Below are 17,991 nucleotides of genomic sequence, written 5' to 3'. Positions count from 1 at the left end.
TTGTTTTATTTTTAGAAACAAACAAAAATAGACCAATTGGTATACGGAGGCTATATGCGTCGACTCATGTTTCGTAAAAAGGGAATTTTAGAGTGGGAAGAGTTAGATCCACTTTCAATCACCGGAGAAAATCAAGTGATTGTAGAACCGGTCTCCATCGCTCGTTGTGATTTGGATTTACCCATCCTTCGAGGAGAAACTCTATTTCGTGCTCCTTTTCCCGTAGGACACGAGTTTGTTGGTAAAATCAAATCGGTCTCTGAAGATTTGACAAGTTTGTATTCAGTGGGAATGACAGTTGCCGTTCCCTTCCAGATTTCCTGTGGTTCTTGTCCGAGTTGTTTAACTCATCATACCAATTCTTGTGAATCCGTTCCATATACATCCGCTTATGGAATGCCACCTGGAGCCCAAACTTTTGGCGGTGCCATTGCGGATGAAATCAAAATTCCTTTCGCAAAACAGATGCTATTTGAAATTGATAAAAAAATAGATCCGGTGGGAATCGCAAGTCTCAGCGATAATATTGCCGAAGTTTGGAAATTGGCAGGAAGATTTTTAAATCAAAGAAAAGATCCGAAGGTTCTCGTTGTCGGGGGTCTCGCGGGAAGTATAGGACTCTATACAGCTTTGTTTCTCCACCAAACAAAGACAGCCGAAGTGTTGTATGTTGATACCGATACAACAAGAATCCAATTGGCGGAATCTTTAGGAATCCCAGTGGAATTTTTCACAATCTTCCCTAAACCCACAAAAAAATATGATTTGGTTTGTGATGCATCTGCAAACAAACAAGGTTGGGATTTTGCCATTCGTTCTCTCGGTAGAAACGCCATTTTTAGTTCTGCTTCTATCTTTTGGACCAACCAATGGGAAATACCTTATCTGGAAATGTACAACCAAGGTGTAGAAATTCATTTAGGACGAGTGGAATCCAAAGATTCCATAGAAGCTCTCTACCCGTACATTCTTTCGGGAACCTTCACACCAGAAAAAATTGTCACAAGAACTGCTAACTTTGATGATGCGAAAGAAGCATGGCTCGAAGAATCCATCAAACTGGTGATTACAAAATGAAATCCACGAAACCCCAAGGGAAAAACTTATCTAATTCACTGAGTTGGTTTTATGTATTTTCGATGGGGTTTCTACTTACAGGATTACCATTTTTTTTGCCAAACCTATATGCAGATTCCATTATGGAACGATTTCCAGCACCAGGTGGATTCCAAAGGGTTCGATTTGCAAACGAAAGTTTTGCGACGTATTTACAAAACTTCCCTTTAAAATCCCAAGGAAGTTCTGTTTTACTCTATGACGGAAGGATCAAACCCAACCAAGTCCATGCGGCCGTTTTAGACTTCCCTCTTTTACGAGAAGATTTGATCCAATGTGCCGATGCTGTGATGAAACTAAGGGCTGAGTATTTTTATTCGCGAAAACAATACGATCAAATTCGTTTTAAAATCAGCAATGGAATGGAAGTGGAATTTTCACGGTTTACCAAAGGAGAACGTGTCCAAGTCACAGGAAACAAATCCCAATGGAAAAAAGGAAAATACAAACAAGGAACGGGTCGAGATGTATTTGAAGAGTATTTACGATTTATCTATATCTATGCAGGAACCATTTCTTTAAAATCAGAACTTAAGAAAAAACCCATCCAAAATTTAACTCCTGGTGATGTATGGATTGAGGCCGGTTCTCCGGGCCATGTGGTCATGGTGGTAGACCAAGTAACAGGAAAAGGTGGACAAACTTTATTTCTTCTGGCACAAAGTTATATGCCTTCTCAGGAGATGCATATTTTGAAATCTGCAAGTCAATACTCACCTTGGTTTGAAGTTCCCGAGAACCAATCCTTTCCCACGCCGGAATGGGAATTTCCTACAAAAGAAATTTATGGATTTGTAAAATGAAGTATTGGTTGTTGTTATTCGTATTTACCGTTGGTCTTTCCGCAGAAAGCTACGAAGAAGAAGTCCTTCGTTCTATTGAATCCATCCGAACCATCAAAGCTTCCGAAGACAAAAAGGAAATTGGAGAATTCAATTCTTTGATGGATGCCAACTGGAAAACATTTTCAGAAAAAAAATCAGTATCGATCCCAATCATTCATTCAAAGTTAAAAGAAGAACTTAATTCTAATTCACCGAACCAAATGGTGTTACTCGATCTAAGTTGGTATTTGACCGTTTCCAGTCCAGACAAGGAAACATTGGATACTATTCTGAAAACATACGAATCCATTGACTTTCTAAATCCAACTATAGCTCAAAACATACAGCAGTACTTTCGTTTGGCTTTATTTCTGAGCGAAAAACAAATTCCTGGGTTTTTGAACTCTATCGATAAAAGATTTTTACGAAATGAGAATAGATCTTTTTTTATCCCACAACATGTGGCGATGGTTTCTCCTCATGCACAAAGAACTCATCTATATGGTATTTATGGAAACCAAAGTGTTCCACATTTAATCAATATACTCAAAACAGAAAAAGATACCAAACTCAGGCAATCCATTACGAGTATTCTTAGAAGGATTTGTACTCCATACTGTGCTAATGATATTTATGAAATGTTAGAAACTGAACAAGACCATTCAACCTTTGTTAATGGAACTTATATCTTATTAGATAATGCGGGCCAGGTAGGAAAGGATCTTTATTTAAAACTAAATCCCAAGTCCCTCTCCAAAGAAACACAAGATTATTTCATTAGCGAACAAAACTATGTTAGAAATCAAAACTACGATTTTTTTATTAACAAACTGAAAAAAAAATTTGGAGAGAGTTCCAATGATTTTTCTGAGGCAAAGTTATTGTCTGAAATTGAAAAGATGATTCAAGAAAATGGTGAATCTCATTCCATCCATCCCTTAGACTTTTTTTCGAGTACAATCAAAAATGAAATTCTAATCGAAAAACTCATTGAATCTCGCAGAAAATGTTTTTTACGAATCAATCACCATGGAATGCAAGACATCGATCTAAATAATTTAATTTTAAACACTCTCTATTATAAAGAATCAACCAAAAATGAATCAAATTAAAAACATTGCAGTATATTGTGGATCATCCCCCGGACTTGACCCCTACTATATGACCGCAGCATATGAGTTAGGTGAATATTTAGGTTCAAACCAAATTGGTTTAGTGTATGGGGGAGCGAGCGTAGGCCTTATGGGTGCTGTGGCCAACGGATGTTTGTCAAAAAATGGATCAGTCACCGGTGTATTGCCCAAATTTTTAAAAAAGAAAGAAATCGAACATGCGGGACTTGGCCAACTCATCCTCGTGGAAAGTATGCACGAAAGGAAATTAAAAATGTTCGATTTGTCCGATGCCTTTGTGGTTTTACCTGGAGGACTCGGAACCATGGAAGAGTTTTTCGAAGTCATCACTTGGTCTCAGTTAGGTTTACACCAAAAACCCATCATCATCTTCAACTGGCTTGGATTTTATAACCCCCTACTCACTCTCATGCAAAATAGGGTGACCTCTGGGTTTTTTAAAAAATAAAATCCCCCCCTCGTACTAATACAACATACTTGTAAGGATCTATTACAAACCATCCAAAACTATTCACCGTCTAATACGGAGAAATGGTTGTCGGAAGACAATGTATAAAGTTTTTTAACTAGAAAGGAACCTAAATGTACGTCCGACTTTTTTCTTATACAGCGTTGATTTCCTTCGTTTTTGGTACGGGACTTTTATTTCTTTGCTTCGGTTCCATGAATGCAAATCCTGGGCACGGAATTGATGATGGCCGGCTCCATGAATATGAAACCAGCCAAAACTACAAAAGAAAACTTTCTCCAGAACAACGAAGAATTTTTAATGTGCCCACTGTACCGGTAAAGCTAGATGTAACCAATTTCGAAAATATTGTTACAGATAAAACTGCCTATCCCTACATCCAAACAACCATAAATTTTGTGGAAGGCCACCTTTCCTTAAAAGCATTTTTGTCGGATGGGAGTGAAGTTTCCTACTCCACACGTGGCGAACACATCCGCTATAACAAGTGTTATGGAGATATTTGTATAATAGTCTCTCAGAAAAATTTATTAGGCGTTAGTAATTCAAGTATTGAATGGGAAAAAGGTCACTTTTTTGGGGAAGAACAATATCGAGTGGCAACGGGTCATAAATCGGCTTTAGTCATAAGTGACAGAAAAATGTATTTATTTAATGGATATACCAATCATTGGGAAACCATAAGTTTAGAGCAAGAAACCATTCGATCTTTTGCCAATTTATACGATAAAGCTGCCATCATCACCACACGCAGAATTCTTGTGATTGATCTTCCATCAGAGACCCAATTCGAACAGAATTTACTGCTTCGAGGCATCTATCAATTTGAGATGCGAGATGCTTTTATCAATTTTTATTCTGGAGATAAACTTTGGATGTTTCGCCATCAAACAGAAAACTTCGAAGAGGTAGATTTAACGGATTGAAAGTGGCACCGCGATAATGGGTATGTCTAGATGAAATGCAATCAAATGATTTCAAAAAAATGGATTGTCGTTCTTTTTTTCTCTTTCCATGCTTGTGCCTTAACTCTCATATCTCCAGGACTCAATTCTCATTATAGATTAGATAACGTAACAAATATAAAATTTGAAGAAGCGGCCTTTTATGGCTCCAAACACTATCATCATTCTGCTTTTTATATAGAATCAGAAAACCTAAAACTCATAACTCGTGATATCAACAATTCCACATTCAATAAAGAGGAAAAGTTGGCGATCAAACCGTTTGATCCAAACAGAATCCATATTATGTATGAGTATTGTTTTGATAAGGAAAAAGAAATTAACATAACAGAAGATATCGAAAATCATCACTTTCAATTAAATGACAATTCATACGAATCTAGAATTTCCTATTTTTATCCTTACTCCTATTACAAAAGAGGGAGTAGAATTTCTAAAAAATTTCCTTTCTATATGAATGATGATTATCCTTATAACAAAGTAATCCTAAAAACAGGAACCGACTTTCTGATGTGTATTCGAACCATTTTGGTTTTTAAGAAAGACGATCAAAAAAACAATACAAACGAATTCGAAATTTTAACTCCCAGAAATTCACATATTTCTTACAGTTATGAATATAAAAATCAGTTCGTATTATATAAAAACGAAGGAATGGATTTTTCTGCTAAATGACCATATGCATCCATAGATCTAAAGACTAGAACCTTTTTTAAAATCTATTTCTGATGACACCCAACACAACTGAATGGACTGTTAATCATCATCGTTGGATAATTTGGCGCTTGTTGTTGTAATGGAATTTTTCGGAAATGAGTCACATTACTTTCTGCATTTTTCATTCTGCTTTCCAGAATTTGAATGAATTTCCAGTCCTTATACTGTTTTGATTTTTTTGCGTTTAAGTAAATTTTGACTGCTGTTTCTGGATCACCACTTTTGACTAACATGTCTCCCATATTTAAAAAGAAACCTTCAAAATTATGAGGAGCAATCCAACTATTCCAACAAGCTCGTTTGTTTCCCTCTTTCGTTTCTAAATTCATATATTTTTGAACATCGGGATTACTTCGATCGACTGTTTCGCCGACACATAAATTATAATTTTCCCACTGCATCTCCAATGCTTCTTTGAATTGGGGTGAGTCGTGCGGCAACTGGCTGAGAACAAATCCTGCAGTGAAATAATTGAATTCAGGCCACATTTGGATCGCATCTTTTAGTTGGAAGTATCCTTTTCGAATTGTAGGTTCATCATTGTCAACCGTACCTTCCGCAAGAGTACAGGAGCCAAGAAACCCAAGGTAACGGGCATCCTCTGTATTTAGTTTATAGGCTTCCGAAAAATATTTTTTACAAAGAGTCATATCATCCGTGATGGTAGCAGGGACCTTTGCCATTCGATTCCTTTCTGCCAATCTCCATATATGAAGCCAACCCGTACGTGCTGCCAAATCCGGATGGTTCGGATTTTCGAGATAAGCAGCTGTTAAAAGTTCAATCGCTTTTGGAATTTGATGATAATCGCCGCCATGAAGTGTTTTCCAAAAAAAATCATTCGCCGTTTTGGCTAACTCGGATTCGGTGGTATTCTGTTTTTTACTGGGAGCCGTGGATATGGCAAAGAAGGCACAAGAGAAGTGAAGTATCGCAGTTACCAGAACAAGATATACAATGACTTTTTTCATAGGATCGATTCACCTTATTTAAGTTTGAAGGATGACACTAAAGAATATAGTTTCAAGTCGTATTTTGAAGCTAAAGACTTCCGAATTTAACTTTTTATTTCTTTCATCGATTCTCAATTGAATCAATTGATTCTATATTATCGGATTCGAAACTCCTAAAACCAATGAGTGCATTTAGCACTTTGTATATTAATAGCCAGCCATTGCCCTGTTACAGATTCCAAGCCACTACTTTGACTCCTGGCGAATAATGGCATAATGCTGGATGCTGAAAATCGACAATGTGATTCCATTGATTGTATTGGATCTCTAAACCTCCAATATCGATACCATATAACTCCCATGGTTTATGATGAACTTCCAAAGGGATGGGATCATTATTTTTACCTTTATATAAACAATATCTTTCCGTTAGCCATAAATCTAATTTTGAAGAATTGGATTGTTGGTTTGTAATATTGAATTCAATTTCTATTTTGCCTCGTTTCCCAAACAAAGAATACGAATTTGCGGATCTTTTAATTTGCGAATGTTGGTAAGGTAATCCAGAAAGAAGATTTGCGATTAAAGTGGGAATCAATTTTTCTGCTTCAATGCTTAAGAAGTATACACCTGACTTATTTTTACTTTTTACATAAGTTCGCAAATTCACTTCATGAAAATTGGAAAGGTACTGGATTGGGAATGTATGTCTAGTATGGATTTCATTCATGGAGAAGGCAACAACCGAAATCCAATAAGACCCATCGAAGGAATCCAATTCCAAAGAAGCTGGAACTAAACCTCTGATTATTTTCTCTTCAATTTGATAATGTAAAAAGATAACACCATTCCACTCTTGGTACCAAAACCATTTTTGGTTTGGCATTTTCCAAGGCCTATGTTCGGTGCAAGTTAATATGTCTTCTATTTCTTTATTCATTTGTATATTTACAAACTAATATAAATCATGTTTGTCTAATTGAATCATTACCACGTTTTGAGTGGCTCCGAAAATTCCATGGAAGGCAAGAAAAGGTGCATAGGGATAATATACAAAAGCAGGGGCAAAGGCAGAGGAAATACTTAGATAAAGACCCCAAAGTGTTCTTTCCGGATTGAGTTCGTCTTCCTTTGGAATCGAAAATTCAAAATTTTTGTTTTTTTCTGTTAAATCAAGGATGGGGCAAAAATTAGCAGACGATTTAAGTAAAAACAATTGAGTACCTTGAAAATAGTTCAAAAAACAATTTGGTTCTTTATAATCGCTTTTTGCATAATTTTTATTTGTACCGAAATAGATCGTATGAAACCCCTGGATACTTTTGTAAAAAGGAGTTGTTTGAGATGGCAGTAATGAGATAGAGCCTACAAATTTACCTTCAGGAATCTCAAGGGTGATCGAATCTCCTTCGATCGTTTGTTGAAAAGAATACTCTGCTTCATACTTATAGTTTTCGGCAGCAAACGAGTTTAGGTTTTGGAGAGAAACCTTCACCTTTGTTTTTAGATCCTTGAAGTTGTTGAGTTTAATGGTAATCGTTTTTTGGTGACTCAACGAATTTTCTAGGGAAACTTTTTTTAGTTCTGCCGTGGTTGTATTTGCACATTTAATTAAAAAAAGTAGGATGAATAAAAAATTGATCCATGGAATCATTTTTATCTTAGAATTCGGTTTTCCCATCTAACTCCAAGTTACCTCATCCCTCTCCCAACTAAAGCACAAAATGGAAAATCCATACGTCTAACAACCAATGTTTCCAGAAAGACCAGTTTGGATTTGGAAGGGGGATCATGAATTTGCCCTGGTACAACTTGTCCTGCTCGTTCTTTTCTTTTACCTTTCGTTTCGGATCTCGGCCTATATCACCCAAAGGATAGAACTCATCCGAATGCATAGCAAACGTTTGGATCGTTTGGCCTTTCGCGCCGGCTGCAACCAAGGAGAACGTAAACTTTTACAGTCGTTTTACTTCCAGCTGGACAGACGCCACCGGGTGATCCTTGCCCACAACCATGCCAAAGAATACCTTCGCCAACACTTGCTCACTTACGTATCTTCCTTGGACCAAGCAGATTTTCCGGCCTTCCTTTCCCTCATTTCAAAATTTCTAGGAAATGCCAGCGACCCCAGGCCTCTCTTCCACATTCGGGAATTTGCCATTGTCCAAATGGGATCTAAAACCTATTTCGCACAAGTGGTAGATCCTGGTGCCGGGGAAGTGCGACTGAAGTTGGGGTTTGTCGGTGGGTCCTTTCCTTCTGCGGACAGCGTTCGGGTCACCGTCTTTCGTAGTCCCAAAGGATTACAAACCATTCGAGGCGGGGCAAAAATGGCCTCTCCCTCCTCATTTTATTTCCTTCCTGAAGTCACGGGCCCAGGCGACTTCAAAATTTAGCCAAATTCGATTCGCGCTTGAAATATTATTTCCAATAAAATTAATGTGACATAAGTCCATGAAGTGGAATCGCATCAATCAAAATGACGAATTGTTTTCCCTACTCTTCGTATTCCTGTTTTCCTTTACTTCCCTAATTTGGAACGGCAACTTCATGGTGAGAGGGATTGCCAGCTTTCAGGGTGTAGGCGACTTTTTTTCTGGGTCCTTTGATTCCTTCGGATCCTTAATCAAAAGTAGCTATAACAAACTGGAGTCTTTCGAACGTGTCCGAGAAGAGCGCGACTCTTGTTTGAACGTGATGGAAGAATACCGCCAACTTTCCAAAGATGTGGAAAGACTCAAATCCGAGAATGACATTCTCAGACAAGAGTTGAACTTCCCACTCCATACGGATTACCCTTCCGTTCGTGCCGAAGTTTTGAGTGTTCGTTTGAATGCCATCTACCGCACCATCATCATCAACAAAGGTTCCGAAGTCGGAATCAAACCTTATATGCCAGTGGTCGCTCGGGCCTTGGATGAAAAGGGTAAATTTACAGAAGCACTTGTAGGTAAGATCATTGCTGTTTCCAAAGGATCGGCCGTCATCCAACCCATCATCAATTCCAACTTTTCTATGGGTGTTGCCATTCCAGGAACTAACCTTTGGGCCTCTCTCAATGGGAACAGTGGTCGCGGAACAGATGTTTTGTTAGATTACATTGATGCAGGGATTGTGATTGATCCCAAAGCCATTGGTAATTTTCCCATGGGTCCAAACCCACCACCAACTTCAGCAAACACAATGTTTACAGAAGGATTTAGTAAAATTGGAAAAGCTGTATTTAGTTCTGGTGGATCGGGAGTTTTCCCTTCCGGAATCCCTGTGGGAACCATTATCGAAGAAGGCCCAAGAAATGGATCTTTCAAAACTGCCATCTTACGCCCGTTTGTTGAATTTGACAAACTTCTACATGTAATTGTTCTAAAGAAACAACCAGAGAAATGGCGTGAAGAATGGCCGGCAGAAAAAACAATTCAAATTGATGGTCCTTACTTTGGAGAAATCGATTTTCCAAAAGAAAAAGATTATAATAAAAAAGGAAAAGAACAGGAAAAGAGGCAAGGTAACTTCCCTTCTACTTTCGGAACTCCTCAATACACAAAACCATCTGTGAATACAAATACACCTGATTCTACACCAACTGCCCCATCCACTCCTTCTACCCAAGAAGGACCTAAGGAGACATCACCATGATTTTAGATAAACTTTTTATCATCATTGGATTGTTACTCTCCCATTTCTTAAATGGATCGAATTTGTTTGAACTAGGAAATGCCGTTCGACCAGACTTTATGGTGATCTTTGTTGTCTTTTTTGCACTAAGAAAAGGCCCACTCTATGGACTATGGCTTGGATTTTTTGGCGGCCTACTCACCGACACCGCACTCGGTGGTGAAATCGGTGGAGACAATATTGTTTATTACAAAATTGGACTCCATTCCTTTTCTTATGCCATCATCGGATACATCGTTGGTAAGGTGATGCGAACTTCCTATACGGAAAATTATATTTCCATTACCATCTATATCCTTGGATTTACATTGGTTTCAAGAATCATTACTTATCTATTGTTTTTGATGTTCTTTCATTCCAATCAAAGTTATTCCTTTTTGTATGTTTCTTTGTACAACGCATTCATCGGTCCGGCCTTGTTCTTTTTATTCTCCTGGGCCTTCCGATTAGATGCAGATGAGGTGAGGCAATGAGCCAGTCGGCATCTGAGTTTCGCTTAGAAACTAGTTTTCGAAAACGACTGTACTTTTTTACAGGTATGGTTGTTTTCACATTAACAGCCTATATCCTTCAGTTATTCAATCTACAGATTGTACAAGGAAGTGAGAACTCCCTAAAAGCCGAACGTTTTGTCCGCAGAAGTGAGTCTATCCCTGCTGATCGTGGGAATATTTTTGATCGTAATTTTCTCACTCCGGAAACTAGCCAACCTCTGGTTTCCAACTCCGCATCTCTCGACGTCATTCTCAATACAAGTTTACTGAAAAACGATCCAAGAAAGGTAAAAGATTTTATTTATAAATTCTGCGAAGCCCTTTCCATCCCCATCGTTTATTACGAAAAAGAACTCCAAGACTCGCGAATGATTAAAAAAATTCGTTCGAGAGAACCTTTTGTGCTTTTAGAAGGGATCTCACGCGAACAACAAGAACGAATCCTTGTTTTAGATAATATCAATAAATATGTTTATTTAGTTTCTTCGCCAGCACGTGTGTATCATATGGGGCCTGCTCTCTCGCATGTAACTGGTTATGTGGGAAAACCAACAACGAGCGATCTTCAAGAAAAAGAAATCAAAACCTACCAACTCATTGGTAAAGGTGGGATTGAATCTCTTTATGACACGACTCTTCGTGGCCAAGACGGGTTCCGCATCCAAAAAAGAAACACCGAAGGAAATATCGAAGAAGAACGAGTCATCGAACATTCGGTTCCTGGAAACAATTTGGTTCTCACCATTGATCGAGATATGCAGATTGCCGCTTATCGTGCCCTAAAGGGTGTTAGGGGAACGGTTCTAGCTATCAAAGCAACCACTGGTGAAGTTTTAGCCATGGCATCCAATCCATCTTACGATCCCAATATCCTTTCTGGAAAAAACAAACTGGATCGTTCCAACCACTTTACACGTGTTACAAACAACGGTGGTTTTTTAAATTTAGCAATCCAATCTAGGTTTCCACCCGCATCCACTTTCAAAACCCTTGTGGGCCTTGCTGCTATGGAAAGTGAACACAAAATCAATTTTGATCCCAAACAAACATTTTCTTGTCCGGCAAATTTTACATTGAAGTCAACATTCAAAGGGGTACCGGACCAAGTATTTTATAACTGGGACAAAAAAAATCACGGGGATCTCAACTTGGCCCAAGCCTTGGAAAAATCCAATTCCGTATATTTTTACCAATTAGGATATAAATTAGGCGCCGAACCAATCCTCGCCTACTGTAGGTTATTCGGTTTAGATAAAAAATCGGGAATCGACCTTCCTGGGGAAGCAACAGGTTTCATTCCCAGTTCTGATTGGAAAAAAAGAACTTATGGAAACAAGTGGTTTGATGGGGACACAGTCAACCTTTCCATCGGCCAAGGTTTTATTTCAACCACTCCGATTGAGATGGCTCTGTTTTATATGGCTGTCGTGAATAATGGAAAAATTTATAAACCCTATGTGGTTTCAGAAATCAGAAGCCCTCTTGATAACTCCCTCATCCAAAAAACAGAACCAACAATTTTGAGAGATATCCCCCTCAAACGTTCAACGGTTGAAGCATTGAAAGAAGGATTGTATTTGGTTGGGTATTCGGGAACGGCATCTGGTGTTCTCAACTCACCAACCCTTCCTGAAATTGCCGGTAAAACGGGAACGGCACAAACCAGACGAAGAGGAGCTTCTTCCTCAAACCACGCTTGGTTTATTGGATATGCGCCAGTCAATGCACCTCCCGAAAAACAGATATTAGTTGCAGCCTTCGTAGAATATGGTGTAGGTGGCGCAGCTTCCGCTGCTCCTGCCGCAAGAGAAGTATTTAAAGCTGCCTTTCCACCAGGATCTTTCCCAAGAACGGACAGGTCACGGGCCAAAACCATGCTAGAAGAAGCACCAGTAGAACAAGAGGCATTTTAATGGCTGATCGCAATACCGAAAAACTCGATTTTTTTCTCATCTTCTCCGTAGTCCTCGTGGCAATGGCGGGAGTTCTCACATTGTACACACAAGAAGCCAACACCGCTGATGGACTGGGTCGTTGGTACAAACAATTTACCTTTGTATTTGTTGGACTTGCTGCCATGTGGTTTATGTCTAGGATCAACTACCAGTTGATTGGTTCCTATGCTCTTTTCATTTATATCTTTTCCATTGTACTACTTGTACTCACACTGATTCCTGGAATTGGATACCTTCCTTCCGGTCGGGGGGCTCGTTCTTGGTTAAAACTAGGACCCATCACTCTCCAAGCCTCTGAGTTTTCGAAACTCGCAACAGTGATTTTACTTGGACAGTATTTGGTTTTAAAAGAAAAAGAAATGCACAAAATCACAGTACTCATTGTGCCATTTATCATCTGTTTGGTGCCGATGCTTTTTATTATTTTGCAACCAGACTTTGGAACGGCAGTGTCTTTTTTACCCATGTTATTCACCATGTTGTATTTAGGTGGAGCCGATATTTTGCACGTTGGATCCCTGCTCACCTTTGGTGGGATTTCACTGATGGTTCCCATGTATCTTGCTTACTCCCAACTAACACTCATTCAACCTTTGGTGGATTTACTTCGCAAAGATAACAAGGTAGAACTGGTATCGATCGTAAACCAACTCCAAGGAAAAATTTGGCTCATCTTGGATGGAAAAAAAGTATCAGGCCTTACCTTACCTGGTATCGAAAATCCTAAAAATCTACAAATGATTCGGGAAGCCGCAGAAATCGTAAAAGATGAATATGCGAGTGTCGGTTATAAAATCCTATCGAACGAAGCCTTTATGTTTGGCCTGGGTGGAACTCTCGCTCTTATTAGTTTGGTGATGATTTTTATTCGTATCGCACGCGGATCCAAAAATCTGAGAAACTATTATATCACGATTGGGATTTTAGGACTTTCCATCCTCTCAGCCATTGCCGTCCACAAATCCATTCCTTTCCGAGAAAACCAAGTCATTCGACTCACTGCCTTTCTAAACCCTGACCAATTCAAACAAGGTGCGGGTTACCAACTCCGAGCCTCCAAACCAGCCGTAGGTTCTGGAAAGGTTTTTGGGAAAGGACTCTTTCACGGGGAGATGACAGAAGGAAGAATCCCTCATGTTCCCGAATCGGGAACAGACTTTATCTTTGCATCTTGGGCAGAACAAACTGGATTTTTTGGAAGTGTATTACTTCTATTCTTTCTAATGTCGATCCCACTGCGAGGACTCCAAATTAGTTTTGAAAGTAAAGACAGGTTTGGTTCCCTACTTGCTGCCGGAATTGTTGCCATGATATTTTTCCATATCGCCATCAATGTGGGGATTGTGATTGGACTTCTCCCTGTAACGGGCGTTCCACTCACATTTATGAGTTACGGAGGATCGCATTTGGTGATGGCGATGACTGCTGTGGGAATTATTCTTTCGATCAAAAAACGTAAGTTTGCAAACTAAGAACCGCCATGAAACCGACCAAAAAAGTATTGGGGGCAGAAGAGTTCTTTCAGACCAAAATCAAATTAGAAAATGAATTGATTCGTCTGGAAGAACTGGAAAGAGATTCGAAAAATTGTATCACAAACATGATCCAACTTTCTGAAAAACTGATTCAAATTTCACAAACAAACGAATCCCCATACTTTTTACAAAGAAGCAAACGCCTAAATACAGAAGTCCATAAGTTCCAAATCAAAAATGAATACAAACAGAAAGAGTTCGATTCTTTATTTCATATCTTAGACAAAATCAAATCAGAAGATAAAATTGAGTTTTTAGATTCTGCTTTAAAAAACCGAATCACTCGGATTGCCACTCGTCTCACAGAAAAAAAACAACCACAAGTTCCATCACAAAGGCTTAATGGAAAGTTGATTTTTATTTGTTATGTGTTAGAAGGTGTCCATTTTCTAATTCCTAAAAAGAGTTACCGCATTCTTAGAAATATCCCTGCCTTCAAAAAACAATTAAAGATAGGAGATAAGTCCATTCCTTTATTTCCAGGCCCTGGATTTGTACTCATGGAAGAAGGTGAGAAAAAACAAAAGAATGTGATTCTGATGAAAGATTCATCAAAGGAAGAACTTGGATTTTATTTTGATGAACTGAAAGAAGATTGGGCCGTATCCAAAACATCTCTAGAAGGATTACTCGAAAAAGATTCTACGAACGGACAGGTTTTAGGAAAAATCAAACGAAAAGGAAAGTTATACCACTTAGTTAAAATTTAAAACTTGGACACAGGTATTTTTGTCTTTTGCGAGTTGGCCTTTTAATTCTTCCAATCCCCCAAACTTTTTTTCATCTCGGATCTTTTGAACAATTTCTAATTCTAGTTCTTTGCCATACAAATCGCCATCAAAATCAAAAATATTCACTTCGACATGAAGACCCAATCCATCAAAGGTGGGGTTGTGTCCAATGTTGACCATTCCCTTATGGTCTTTTCCATCAAACTTCGCAAAACAAGCGTAAACGCCAATGGTGGGAAGAAGTTTATCATCCGGCACTTTGATATTTGCCGTAGGAAATCCGATCGTTCTTCCTCGTTTGGCACCTTCAAAAACAATTCCAGAAATATGATAGTTCCTTCCTAAAAGAACTTTAGCCTCTTCCATTTCTCCTTTTTCCAAAAACCCACGGATGAGAGAAGAAGAGATTTTGCTTTCTTTTTTTAAGACGGCTTCTTTTAATTCCACCGCATAACCATATTTAGTTTTATTTGAATCTAAAAGTGTGAAATCACCGCGGCGCTCTGCTCCAAAAAAATGATTATAACCAATGACTATATGTTTGGCGTTCAAAATTTGGATCATAATTTTTTCTAAAAAGTCTTCTGCAGACATTTTAGAAAGTTCCAAAGTAAAATCCAAAACAAGTAAGTAGTCGATGCCGAACCCACTGATGAGTTCTTCTTTTTCCTTTTCGGAAGAGAGGTATTTAAAATTTGGTTTTTTGCCAAGAACCACAGAAGGGTTTGGATAGTAGGTAACAACCACAGAAGGGATCCCTAGTTCCTTTGCTTTTTCCACAGTTCGAAGGAGTAAGGTCTGGTGGCCTACATGGATCCCATCGAAGTTGCCGAGAGTCAAGGAGGAGCCATTTTGAAACTCGTTTTGGATCAGTTCTAAAGAGCGAATAATTTTCAAAGGGGGACTTGTCTCGTAATCCGATACTTGTACTAGGTGCTTCCATTGAAACTACGAATCCTTCTCCTTACGGCAATCTTTTTATCAAACTTGGTTTCTGTGTTCGCATCAGACTCTATCATTCCCAAACAGGAATTTGGATTGGAAGAAGGCCTCCTCCCAGAAGACATTGCCACCTTCCCCGAACTGAAAACTTGGGCCATCTACCAGTCTTATGAATTGGAACCGGACGGCGCCCACCTCGGGTTGCAAGACTACATTTGTAGGATGGTACCAGAAACAGGACTTCGTTTCCTTTTGGAAAAACCCATCGTTTCCAAATCCACAGTGTATCTCTATTTGGACATAACTCGGTACAGACCTTTAAAAGGATCTAAATTCAAACCGAGAAAATTGAACCTCCTTGTGAATGGAAGGCCCAAACTTTCTGTTTATGCTGACAGAAACCAAAGTTTTCCCAATCCCATTGAAATTCCTTTGGAACCTTCTGAGTATCCTGATGGAAAGATTTATGTCGATCTCGTCCCAAGCAATAACTCACTTGGGCGTTTTTGGGGGGTTTGGGATGCGTTTGTATTGGAAAATCGACTAGGAGCGAGAGAGTAAAAAGAAACGACTAAACTGCGTATTTTTCGCGGTATTCGTCTTCGCCAATGGTTTGGAAGTAACTAGTAAGGCCTGCCACTTTGAAAACCTTCTCGATCGCCGGTTTCATATTGGCAATGGAGAACTTTCCCTTCAGTTCCTGGACATAATTCAGCTGTTTGATGAGCATTCCAATTCCAGAGGAATCAATATAATTGAGTTTCTCTAAATTGATGATGACATGTAGATTTTCAGTGGGTTGAGTGGGAACATTGGTTTCCAGGAAGTTTTTAAAATCCAGGGAAGTGTAAATGTCCAAACTTCCAGAAATGCTGATCACATAGGCGTCTGCATTTTTTTTTAGATTTATTTCCATGGGAGACCTTCCGCAAGGATCGGGTTTTTGCGTTTTTTATCAACCTTATTTTTAACAAATTAATGATTTCATTTCAAAAGTCGAAAATATATATAGAGTCTACTATCTGGGAGTTCGTATGCGCATCTCGTTTGTCCTAATTCTATCCTTTCTACTCACCGTTGGCCTTTTTGCTGCCGACGAAAAAAATGAACCTGTTAGCCAATCAGATTCTAAAAAGTTAAATCCGGATGGAAGCATTGCTCTCATTCCTTATAACGCAAAACAACAACAGAAGATCGAAAGAATCGGCAAAGAAATCGATGATTACCACGCAGTGATCAACGATAAGGTGAAATTCCTAAGTTTCGAAAAGAAAATCAAAGATAGCCGTTATGGTCAAGTGACCAATGCAAGGGAAATCCACCTACCCTTTGAACCACGTTATGTCCTACACAGTCGTTTCGTTATGAAATTGAAAGGTGGTGGCGGAGCGGAAGGTGGCGGATTTTCATTAGATGAAATTGCTTTTTGGTCCAGAAAATCACTCACGGAAAGAGGCAAAGACCCAGTCACCACTTACCGTGAATTAAAAAACAATACAGCTGGTGGAGTGAAAGGACTAACACTTTCTGTTCGCACTGTAACTAATGCAGATGACAATACACTGAACTTAGAGTTGGAAAAAATCCAAAGCCCATGGGAAAGACTCCGTTTAGCAGCTGCATACCGAGATAGACTCCGTGAAGTGGCAAGAACCATTGACCGATACATTCAAGCAAAAGGTAGTTTAGAAACTCGAGTGGTTTCTGAATCCGTATTGGAAGTTTCTGTCAGCGGGGACTTTCAAGAACCATAATACTGTGAGGGTGGAATGAGTCACACCATACCACCACAACAACCTACCAACCTTTACGAAGTCCTAGAGATTCCTTTTGGAGCCACGACGGAAGAGATTAAAACCTCTTTCCGTCATCTGGTGAAACAATTCCACCCAGACAATCCTCTCACTGGTTCCTATTCCAAATTCCAAATCCTCTATCTCGCCTACCAAACCCTAACCGGAGAGGGACGAAAATCATATGATGAGGAATTCAAAAAAAACTACGCTCGCGAATTTGTAAAACGCAAACTAGAAGAACATCCGGTAGTCCTGCCAGTTTCTCGGGTTCGATTCACAACCGGTATTTTAGAACTCGCCAAACGCGGGTTAATGAGAAAAGGATTTCGAAACAAAGACAGGCGAAAAGTCACAGGGATCGATTATGATTTGATCATTGATTTAAAAGAATCTGAAATTATACGCCCTGTGATTGCCGTCATCCCTCTCACGGTAAGAATTGTTTGCCGAGATTGTATGGGTGGAGATCCCCATTGTCCCGCCTGCAGTGGACGAGGTAGTTACAAAGGTTACAAAAATCTCAAAGTGGAATTTCCCAAATCGGCTCTTTTGCATGGAAAGGTTTTTGAATTTGATCTCTCCAAATTCCGACCCGATTCCTTCACCCATTTTAAGAAAAAATACCTAAGGGTGAAACTCTTGGTTCATAAAAATATCCCTTTACGGGTTAAGAGTACTGTCTAAAA

General features: G+C 39.1%; 20 protein-coding genes. 15 read left to right on the top strand and 5 right to left on the bottom strand.

What is annotated here, in order from left to right; all coding sequences use genetic code 11:
• The first annotated feature begins 54 nt into the window (after nucleotides 1-54).
• From JWG41_RS19750 to JWG41_RS19725, 6 genes are all read left to right on the top strand, one after another.
• On the top strand, nucleotides 55-1,077 hold the full coding sequence (locus JWG41_RS19750; protein WP_205271329.1) for a zinc-dependent alcohol dehydrogenase: 1,023 nt from the start codon (nucleotides 55-57) through the stop codon (nucleotides 1,075-1,077).
• A complete protein-coding gene (locus JWG41_RS19745; RefSeq protein ID WP_205271330.1) occupies nucleotides 1,074-1,919 on the top strand; it encodes a DUF4846 domain-containing protein in 846 nt (281 codons plus the stop codon). The genes JWG41_RS19750 and JWG41_RS19745 overlap by 4 nt, the downstream gene beginning before the upstream one ends.
• Nucleotides 1,916-3,052 (top strand): hypothetical protein, encoded by a 1,137-nt coding sequence (locus JWG41_RS19740; protein ID WP_205271331.1) that lies wholly within the window; start codon nucleotides 1,916-1,918, stop codon nucleotides 3,050-3,052. Before JWG41_RS19745 ends, JWG41_RS19740 begins: the two co-directional genes overlap by 4 nt.
• Nucleotides 3,039-3,521, top strand: coding sequence for an LOG family protein (locus JWG41_RS19735; RefSeq protein WP_232374125.1), 483 nt, complete (start codon nucleotides 3,039-3,041; stop codon nucleotides 3,519-3,521). The genes JWG41_RS19740 and JWG41_RS19735 overlap by 14 nt, the downstream gene beginning before the upstream one ends.
• A gap of 134 nt (nucleotides 3,522-3,655) precedes the next feature.
• A complete protein-coding gene (locus tag JWG41_RS19730) occupies nucleotides 3,656-4,468 on the top strand; it encodes a hypothetical protein (RefSeq protein ID WP_205271333.1) in 813 nt (270 codons plus the stop codon).
• Nucleotides 4,469-4,513: 45 nt separating this feature from the next.
• A complete protein-coding gene (locus tag JWG41_RS19725; protein WP_232374115.1) occupies nucleotides 4,514-5,182 on the top strand; it encodes a hypothetical protein in 669 nt (222 codons plus the stop codon).
• A 44-nt stretch (nucleotides 5,183-5,226) separates the two neighbouring features.
• Here the strand turns inward: JWG41_RS19725 and JWG41_RS19720 are convergent, their stop codons facing one another.
• From JWG41_RS19720 to JWG41_RS19710, 3 genes are all read right to left on the bottom strand, one after another.
• Nucleotides 5,227-6,195 (bottom strand): hypothetical protein, encoded by a 969-nt coding sequence (locus JWG41_RS19720; protein ID WP_205271335.1) that lies wholly within the window; start codon nucleotides 6,193-6,195, stop codon nucleotides 5,227-5,229.
• Nucleotides 6,196-6,406: 211 nt separating this feature from the next.
• Nucleotides 6,407-7,117: a YqjF family protein gene (locus tag JWG41_RS19715; RefSeq protein WP_205271336.1), complete on the bottom strand. Its 711-nt coding sequence runs from the start codon at nucleotides 7,115-7,117 to the stop codon at nucleotides 6,407-6,409.
• Nucleotides 7,118-7,132: 15 nt separating this feature from the next.
• On the bottom strand, nucleotides 7,133-7,858 hold the full coding sequence (locus JWG41_RS19710) for a hypothetical protein (protein WP_205271337.1): 726 nt from the start codon (nucleotides 7,856-7,858) through the stop codon (nucleotides 7,133-7,135).
• Between the two features lie 70 nt (nucleotides 7,859-7,928).
• Here JWG41_RS19710 and JWG41_RS19705 point away from each other — a divergent pair, with 70 nt between their 5' ends.
• From JWG41_RS19705 to JWG41_RS19680, 6 genes are read left to right on the top strand one after another with little or no spacing between them, the layout of a single operon-like run.
• The gene (locus JWG41_RS19705; protein WP_205271338.1) at nucleotides 7,929-8,573 is read left to right on the top strand and encodes a hypothetical protein; all 645 of its coding nucleotides are present in this window, start codon (nucleotides 7,929-7,931) and stop codon (nucleotides 8,571-8,573) included.
• A 58-nt stretch (nucleotides 8,574-8,631) separates the two neighbouring features.
• Nucleotides 8,632-9,813 carry a rod shape-determining protein MreC gene (gene mreC / locus JWG41_RS19700; protein WP_205271339.1) on the top strand — a complete coding sequence of 394 codons (1,182 nt, stop codon included), beginning with the start codon at nucleotides 8,632-8,634 and terminating at the stop codon, nucleotides 9,811-9,813.
• Nucleotides 9,810-10,325, top strand: coding sequence for a rod shape-determining protein MreD (mreD, locus tag JWG41_RS19695; protein ID WP_205271340.1), 516 nt, complete (start codon nucleotides 9,810-9,812; stop codon nucleotides 10,323-10,325). Before mreC ends, mreD begins: the two co-directional genes overlap by 4 nt.
• Nucleotides 10,322-12,259 (top strand): penicillin-binding protein 2, encoded by a 1,938-nt coding sequence (gene mrdA / locus JWG41_RS19690; RefSeq protein WP_205271341.1) that lies wholly within the window; start codon nucleotides 10,322-10,324, stop codon nucleotides 12,257-12,259. Before mreD ends, mrdA begins: the two co-directional genes overlap by 4 nt.
• Nucleotides 12,259-13,773: a rod shape-determining protein RodA gene (rodA, locus tag JWG41_RS19685; RefSeq protein WP_205271342.1), complete on the top strand. Its 1,515-nt coding sequence runs from the start codon at nucleotides 12,259-12,261 to the stop codon at nucleotides 13,771-13,773. The genes mrdA and rodA overlap by 1 nt, the downstream gene beginning before the upstream one ends.
• An 8-nt stretch (nucleotides 13,774-13,781) precedes the next feature.
• Nucleotides 13,782-14,546: a hypothetical protein gene (locus JWG41_RS19680; protein ID WP_205271343.1), complete on the top strand. Its 765-nt coding sequence runs from the start codon at nucleotides 13,782-13,784 to the stop codon at nucleotides 14,544-14,546.
• Here JWG41_RS19680 and JWG41_RS19675 read toward each other — a convergent pair.
• Entirely contained in the window at nucleotides 14,532-15,464 is a 933-nt protein-coding gene (locus tag JWG41_RS19675; protein WP_205271344.1) for a bifunctional riboflavin kinase/FAD synthetase, read from the bottom strand. The two genes, JWG41_RS19680 and JWG41_RS19675, sit on opposite strands and share 15 nt — an antisense overlap.
• 36 nt (nucleotides 15,465-15,500) lie before the next feature.
• On the opposite strand from JWG41_RS19675, the gene JWG41_RS19670 reads away from it, so the two are divergent.
• Nucleotides 15,501-16,070 carry an LIC10729 family protein gene (locus tag JWG41_RS19670; protein ID WP_332461315.1) on the top strand — a complete coding sequence of 190 codons (570 nt, stop codon included), beginning with the start codon at nucleotides 15,501-15,503 and terminating at the stop codon, nucleotides 16,068-16,070.
• Nucleotides 16,071-16,080: 10 nt separating this feature from the next.
• On the opposite strand, the gene JWG41_RS19665 is transcribed toward JWG41_RS19670, so the two are convergent.
• Nucleotides 16,081-16,425, bottom strand: coding sequence for an STAS domain-containing protein (locus JWG41_RS19665; protein ID WP_135601399.1), 345 nt, complete (start codon nucleotides 16,423-16,425; stop codon nucleotides 16,081-16,083).
• 118 nt (nucleotides 16,426-16,543) lie between these two features.
• Here JWG41_RS19665 and JWG41_RS19660 point away from each other — a divergent pair, with 118 nt between their 5' ends.
• Together JWG41_RS19660 and JWG41_RS19655 are read left to right on the top strand one after the other, a co-directional pair.
• Nucleotides 16,544-17,263, top strand: a complete 720-nt coding sequence (locus JWG41_RS19660; protein ID WP_205271346.1) for an LIC_12936 family protein — start codon at nucleotides 16,544-16,546, stop codon at nucleotides 17,261-17,263.
• A gap of 15 nt (nucleotides 17,264-17,278) precedes the next feature.
• Nucleotides 17,279-17,989: a J domain-containing protein gene (locus tag JWG41_RS19655; protein WP_205271347.1), complete on the top strand. Its 711-nt coding sequence runs from the start codon at nucleotides 17,279-17,281 to the stop codon at nucleotides 17,987-17,989.
• Nucleotides 17,990-17,991: the final 2 nt, after the last annotated feature.

The organism is Leptospira chreensis (genome assembly GCF_016919165.1).
GTDB lineage: Bacteria > Spirochaetota > Leptospiria > Leptospirales > Leptospiraceae > Leptospira_A > Leptospira_A chreensis.
This window is presented reverse-complemented; position numbering and strand designations above follow the sequence as displayed.

Coding starts and splice junctions, on each gene's coding strand:
- JWG41_RS19750 (WP_205271329.1), top strand. CDS start 55: ATGCGTCGACTCATGTTTCGTAAAAAGGGAATTTTAGAGTGGGAAGAG.
- JWG41_RS19745 (WP_205271330.1), top strand. CDS start 1,074: ATGAAATCCACGAAACCCCAAGGGAAAAACTTATCTAATTCACTGAGT.
- JWG41_RS19740 (WP_205271331.1), top strand. CDS start 1,916: ATGAAGTATTGGTTGTTGTTATTCGTATTTACCGTTGGTCTTTCCGCA.
- JWG41_RS19735 (WP_232374125.1), top strand. CDS start 3,039: ATGAATCAAATTAAAAACATTGCAGTATATTGTGGATCATCCCCCGGA.
- JWG41_RS19730 (WP_205271333.1), top strand. CDS start 3,656: ATGTACGTCCGACTTTTTTCTTATACAGCGTTGATTTCCTTCGTTTTT.
- JWG41_RS19725 (WP_232374115.1), top strand. CDS start 4,514: ATGATTTCAAAAAAATGGATTGTCGTTCTTTTTTTCTCTTTCCATGCT.
- JWG41_RS19720 (WP_205271335.1), bottom strand. CDS start 6,195: ATGAAAAAAGTCATTGTATATCTTGTTCTGGTAACTGCGATACTTCAC.
- JWG41_RS19715 (WP_205271336.1), bottom strand. CDS start 7,117: ATGAATAAAGAAATAGAAGACATATTAACTTGCACCGAACATAGGCCT.
- JWG41_RS19710 (WP_205271337.1), bottom strand. CDS start 7,858: ATGGGAAAACCGAATTCTAAGATAAAAATGATTCCATGGATCAATTTT.
- JWG41_RS19705 (WP_205271338.1), top strand. CDS start 7,929: ATGTTTCCAGAAAGACCAGTTTGGATTTGGAAGGGGGATCATGAATTT.
- mreC (WP_205271339.1), top strand. CDS start 8,632: ATGAAGTGGAATCGCATCAATCAAAATGACGAATTGTTTTCCCTACTC.
- mreD (WP_205271340.1), top strand. CDS start 9,810: ATGATTTTAGATAAACTTTTTATCATCATTGGATTGTTACTCTCCCAT.
- mrdA (WP_205271341.1), top strand. CDS start 10,322: ATGAGCCAGTCGGCATCTGAGTTTCGCTTAGAAACTAGTTTTCGAAAA.
- rodA (WP_205271342.1), top strand. CDS start 12,259: ATGGCTGATCGCAATACCGAAAAACTCGATTTTTTTCTCATCTTCTCC.
- JWG41_RS19680 (WP_205271343.1), top strand. CDS start 13,782: ATGAAACCGACCAAAAAAGTATTGGGGGCAGAAGAGTTCTTTCAGACC.
- JWG41_RS19665 (WP_135601399.1), bottom strand. CDS start 16,425: ATGGAAATAAATCTAAAAAAAAATGCAGACGCCTATGTGATCAGCATT.
- JWG41_RS19660 (WP_205271346.1), top strand. CDS start 16,544: ATGCGCATCTCGTTTGTCCTAATTCTATCCTTTCTACTCACCGTTGGC.
- JWG41_RS19655 (WP_205271347.1), top strand. CDS start 17,279: ATGAGTCACACCATACCACCACAACAACCTACCAACCTTTACGAAGTC.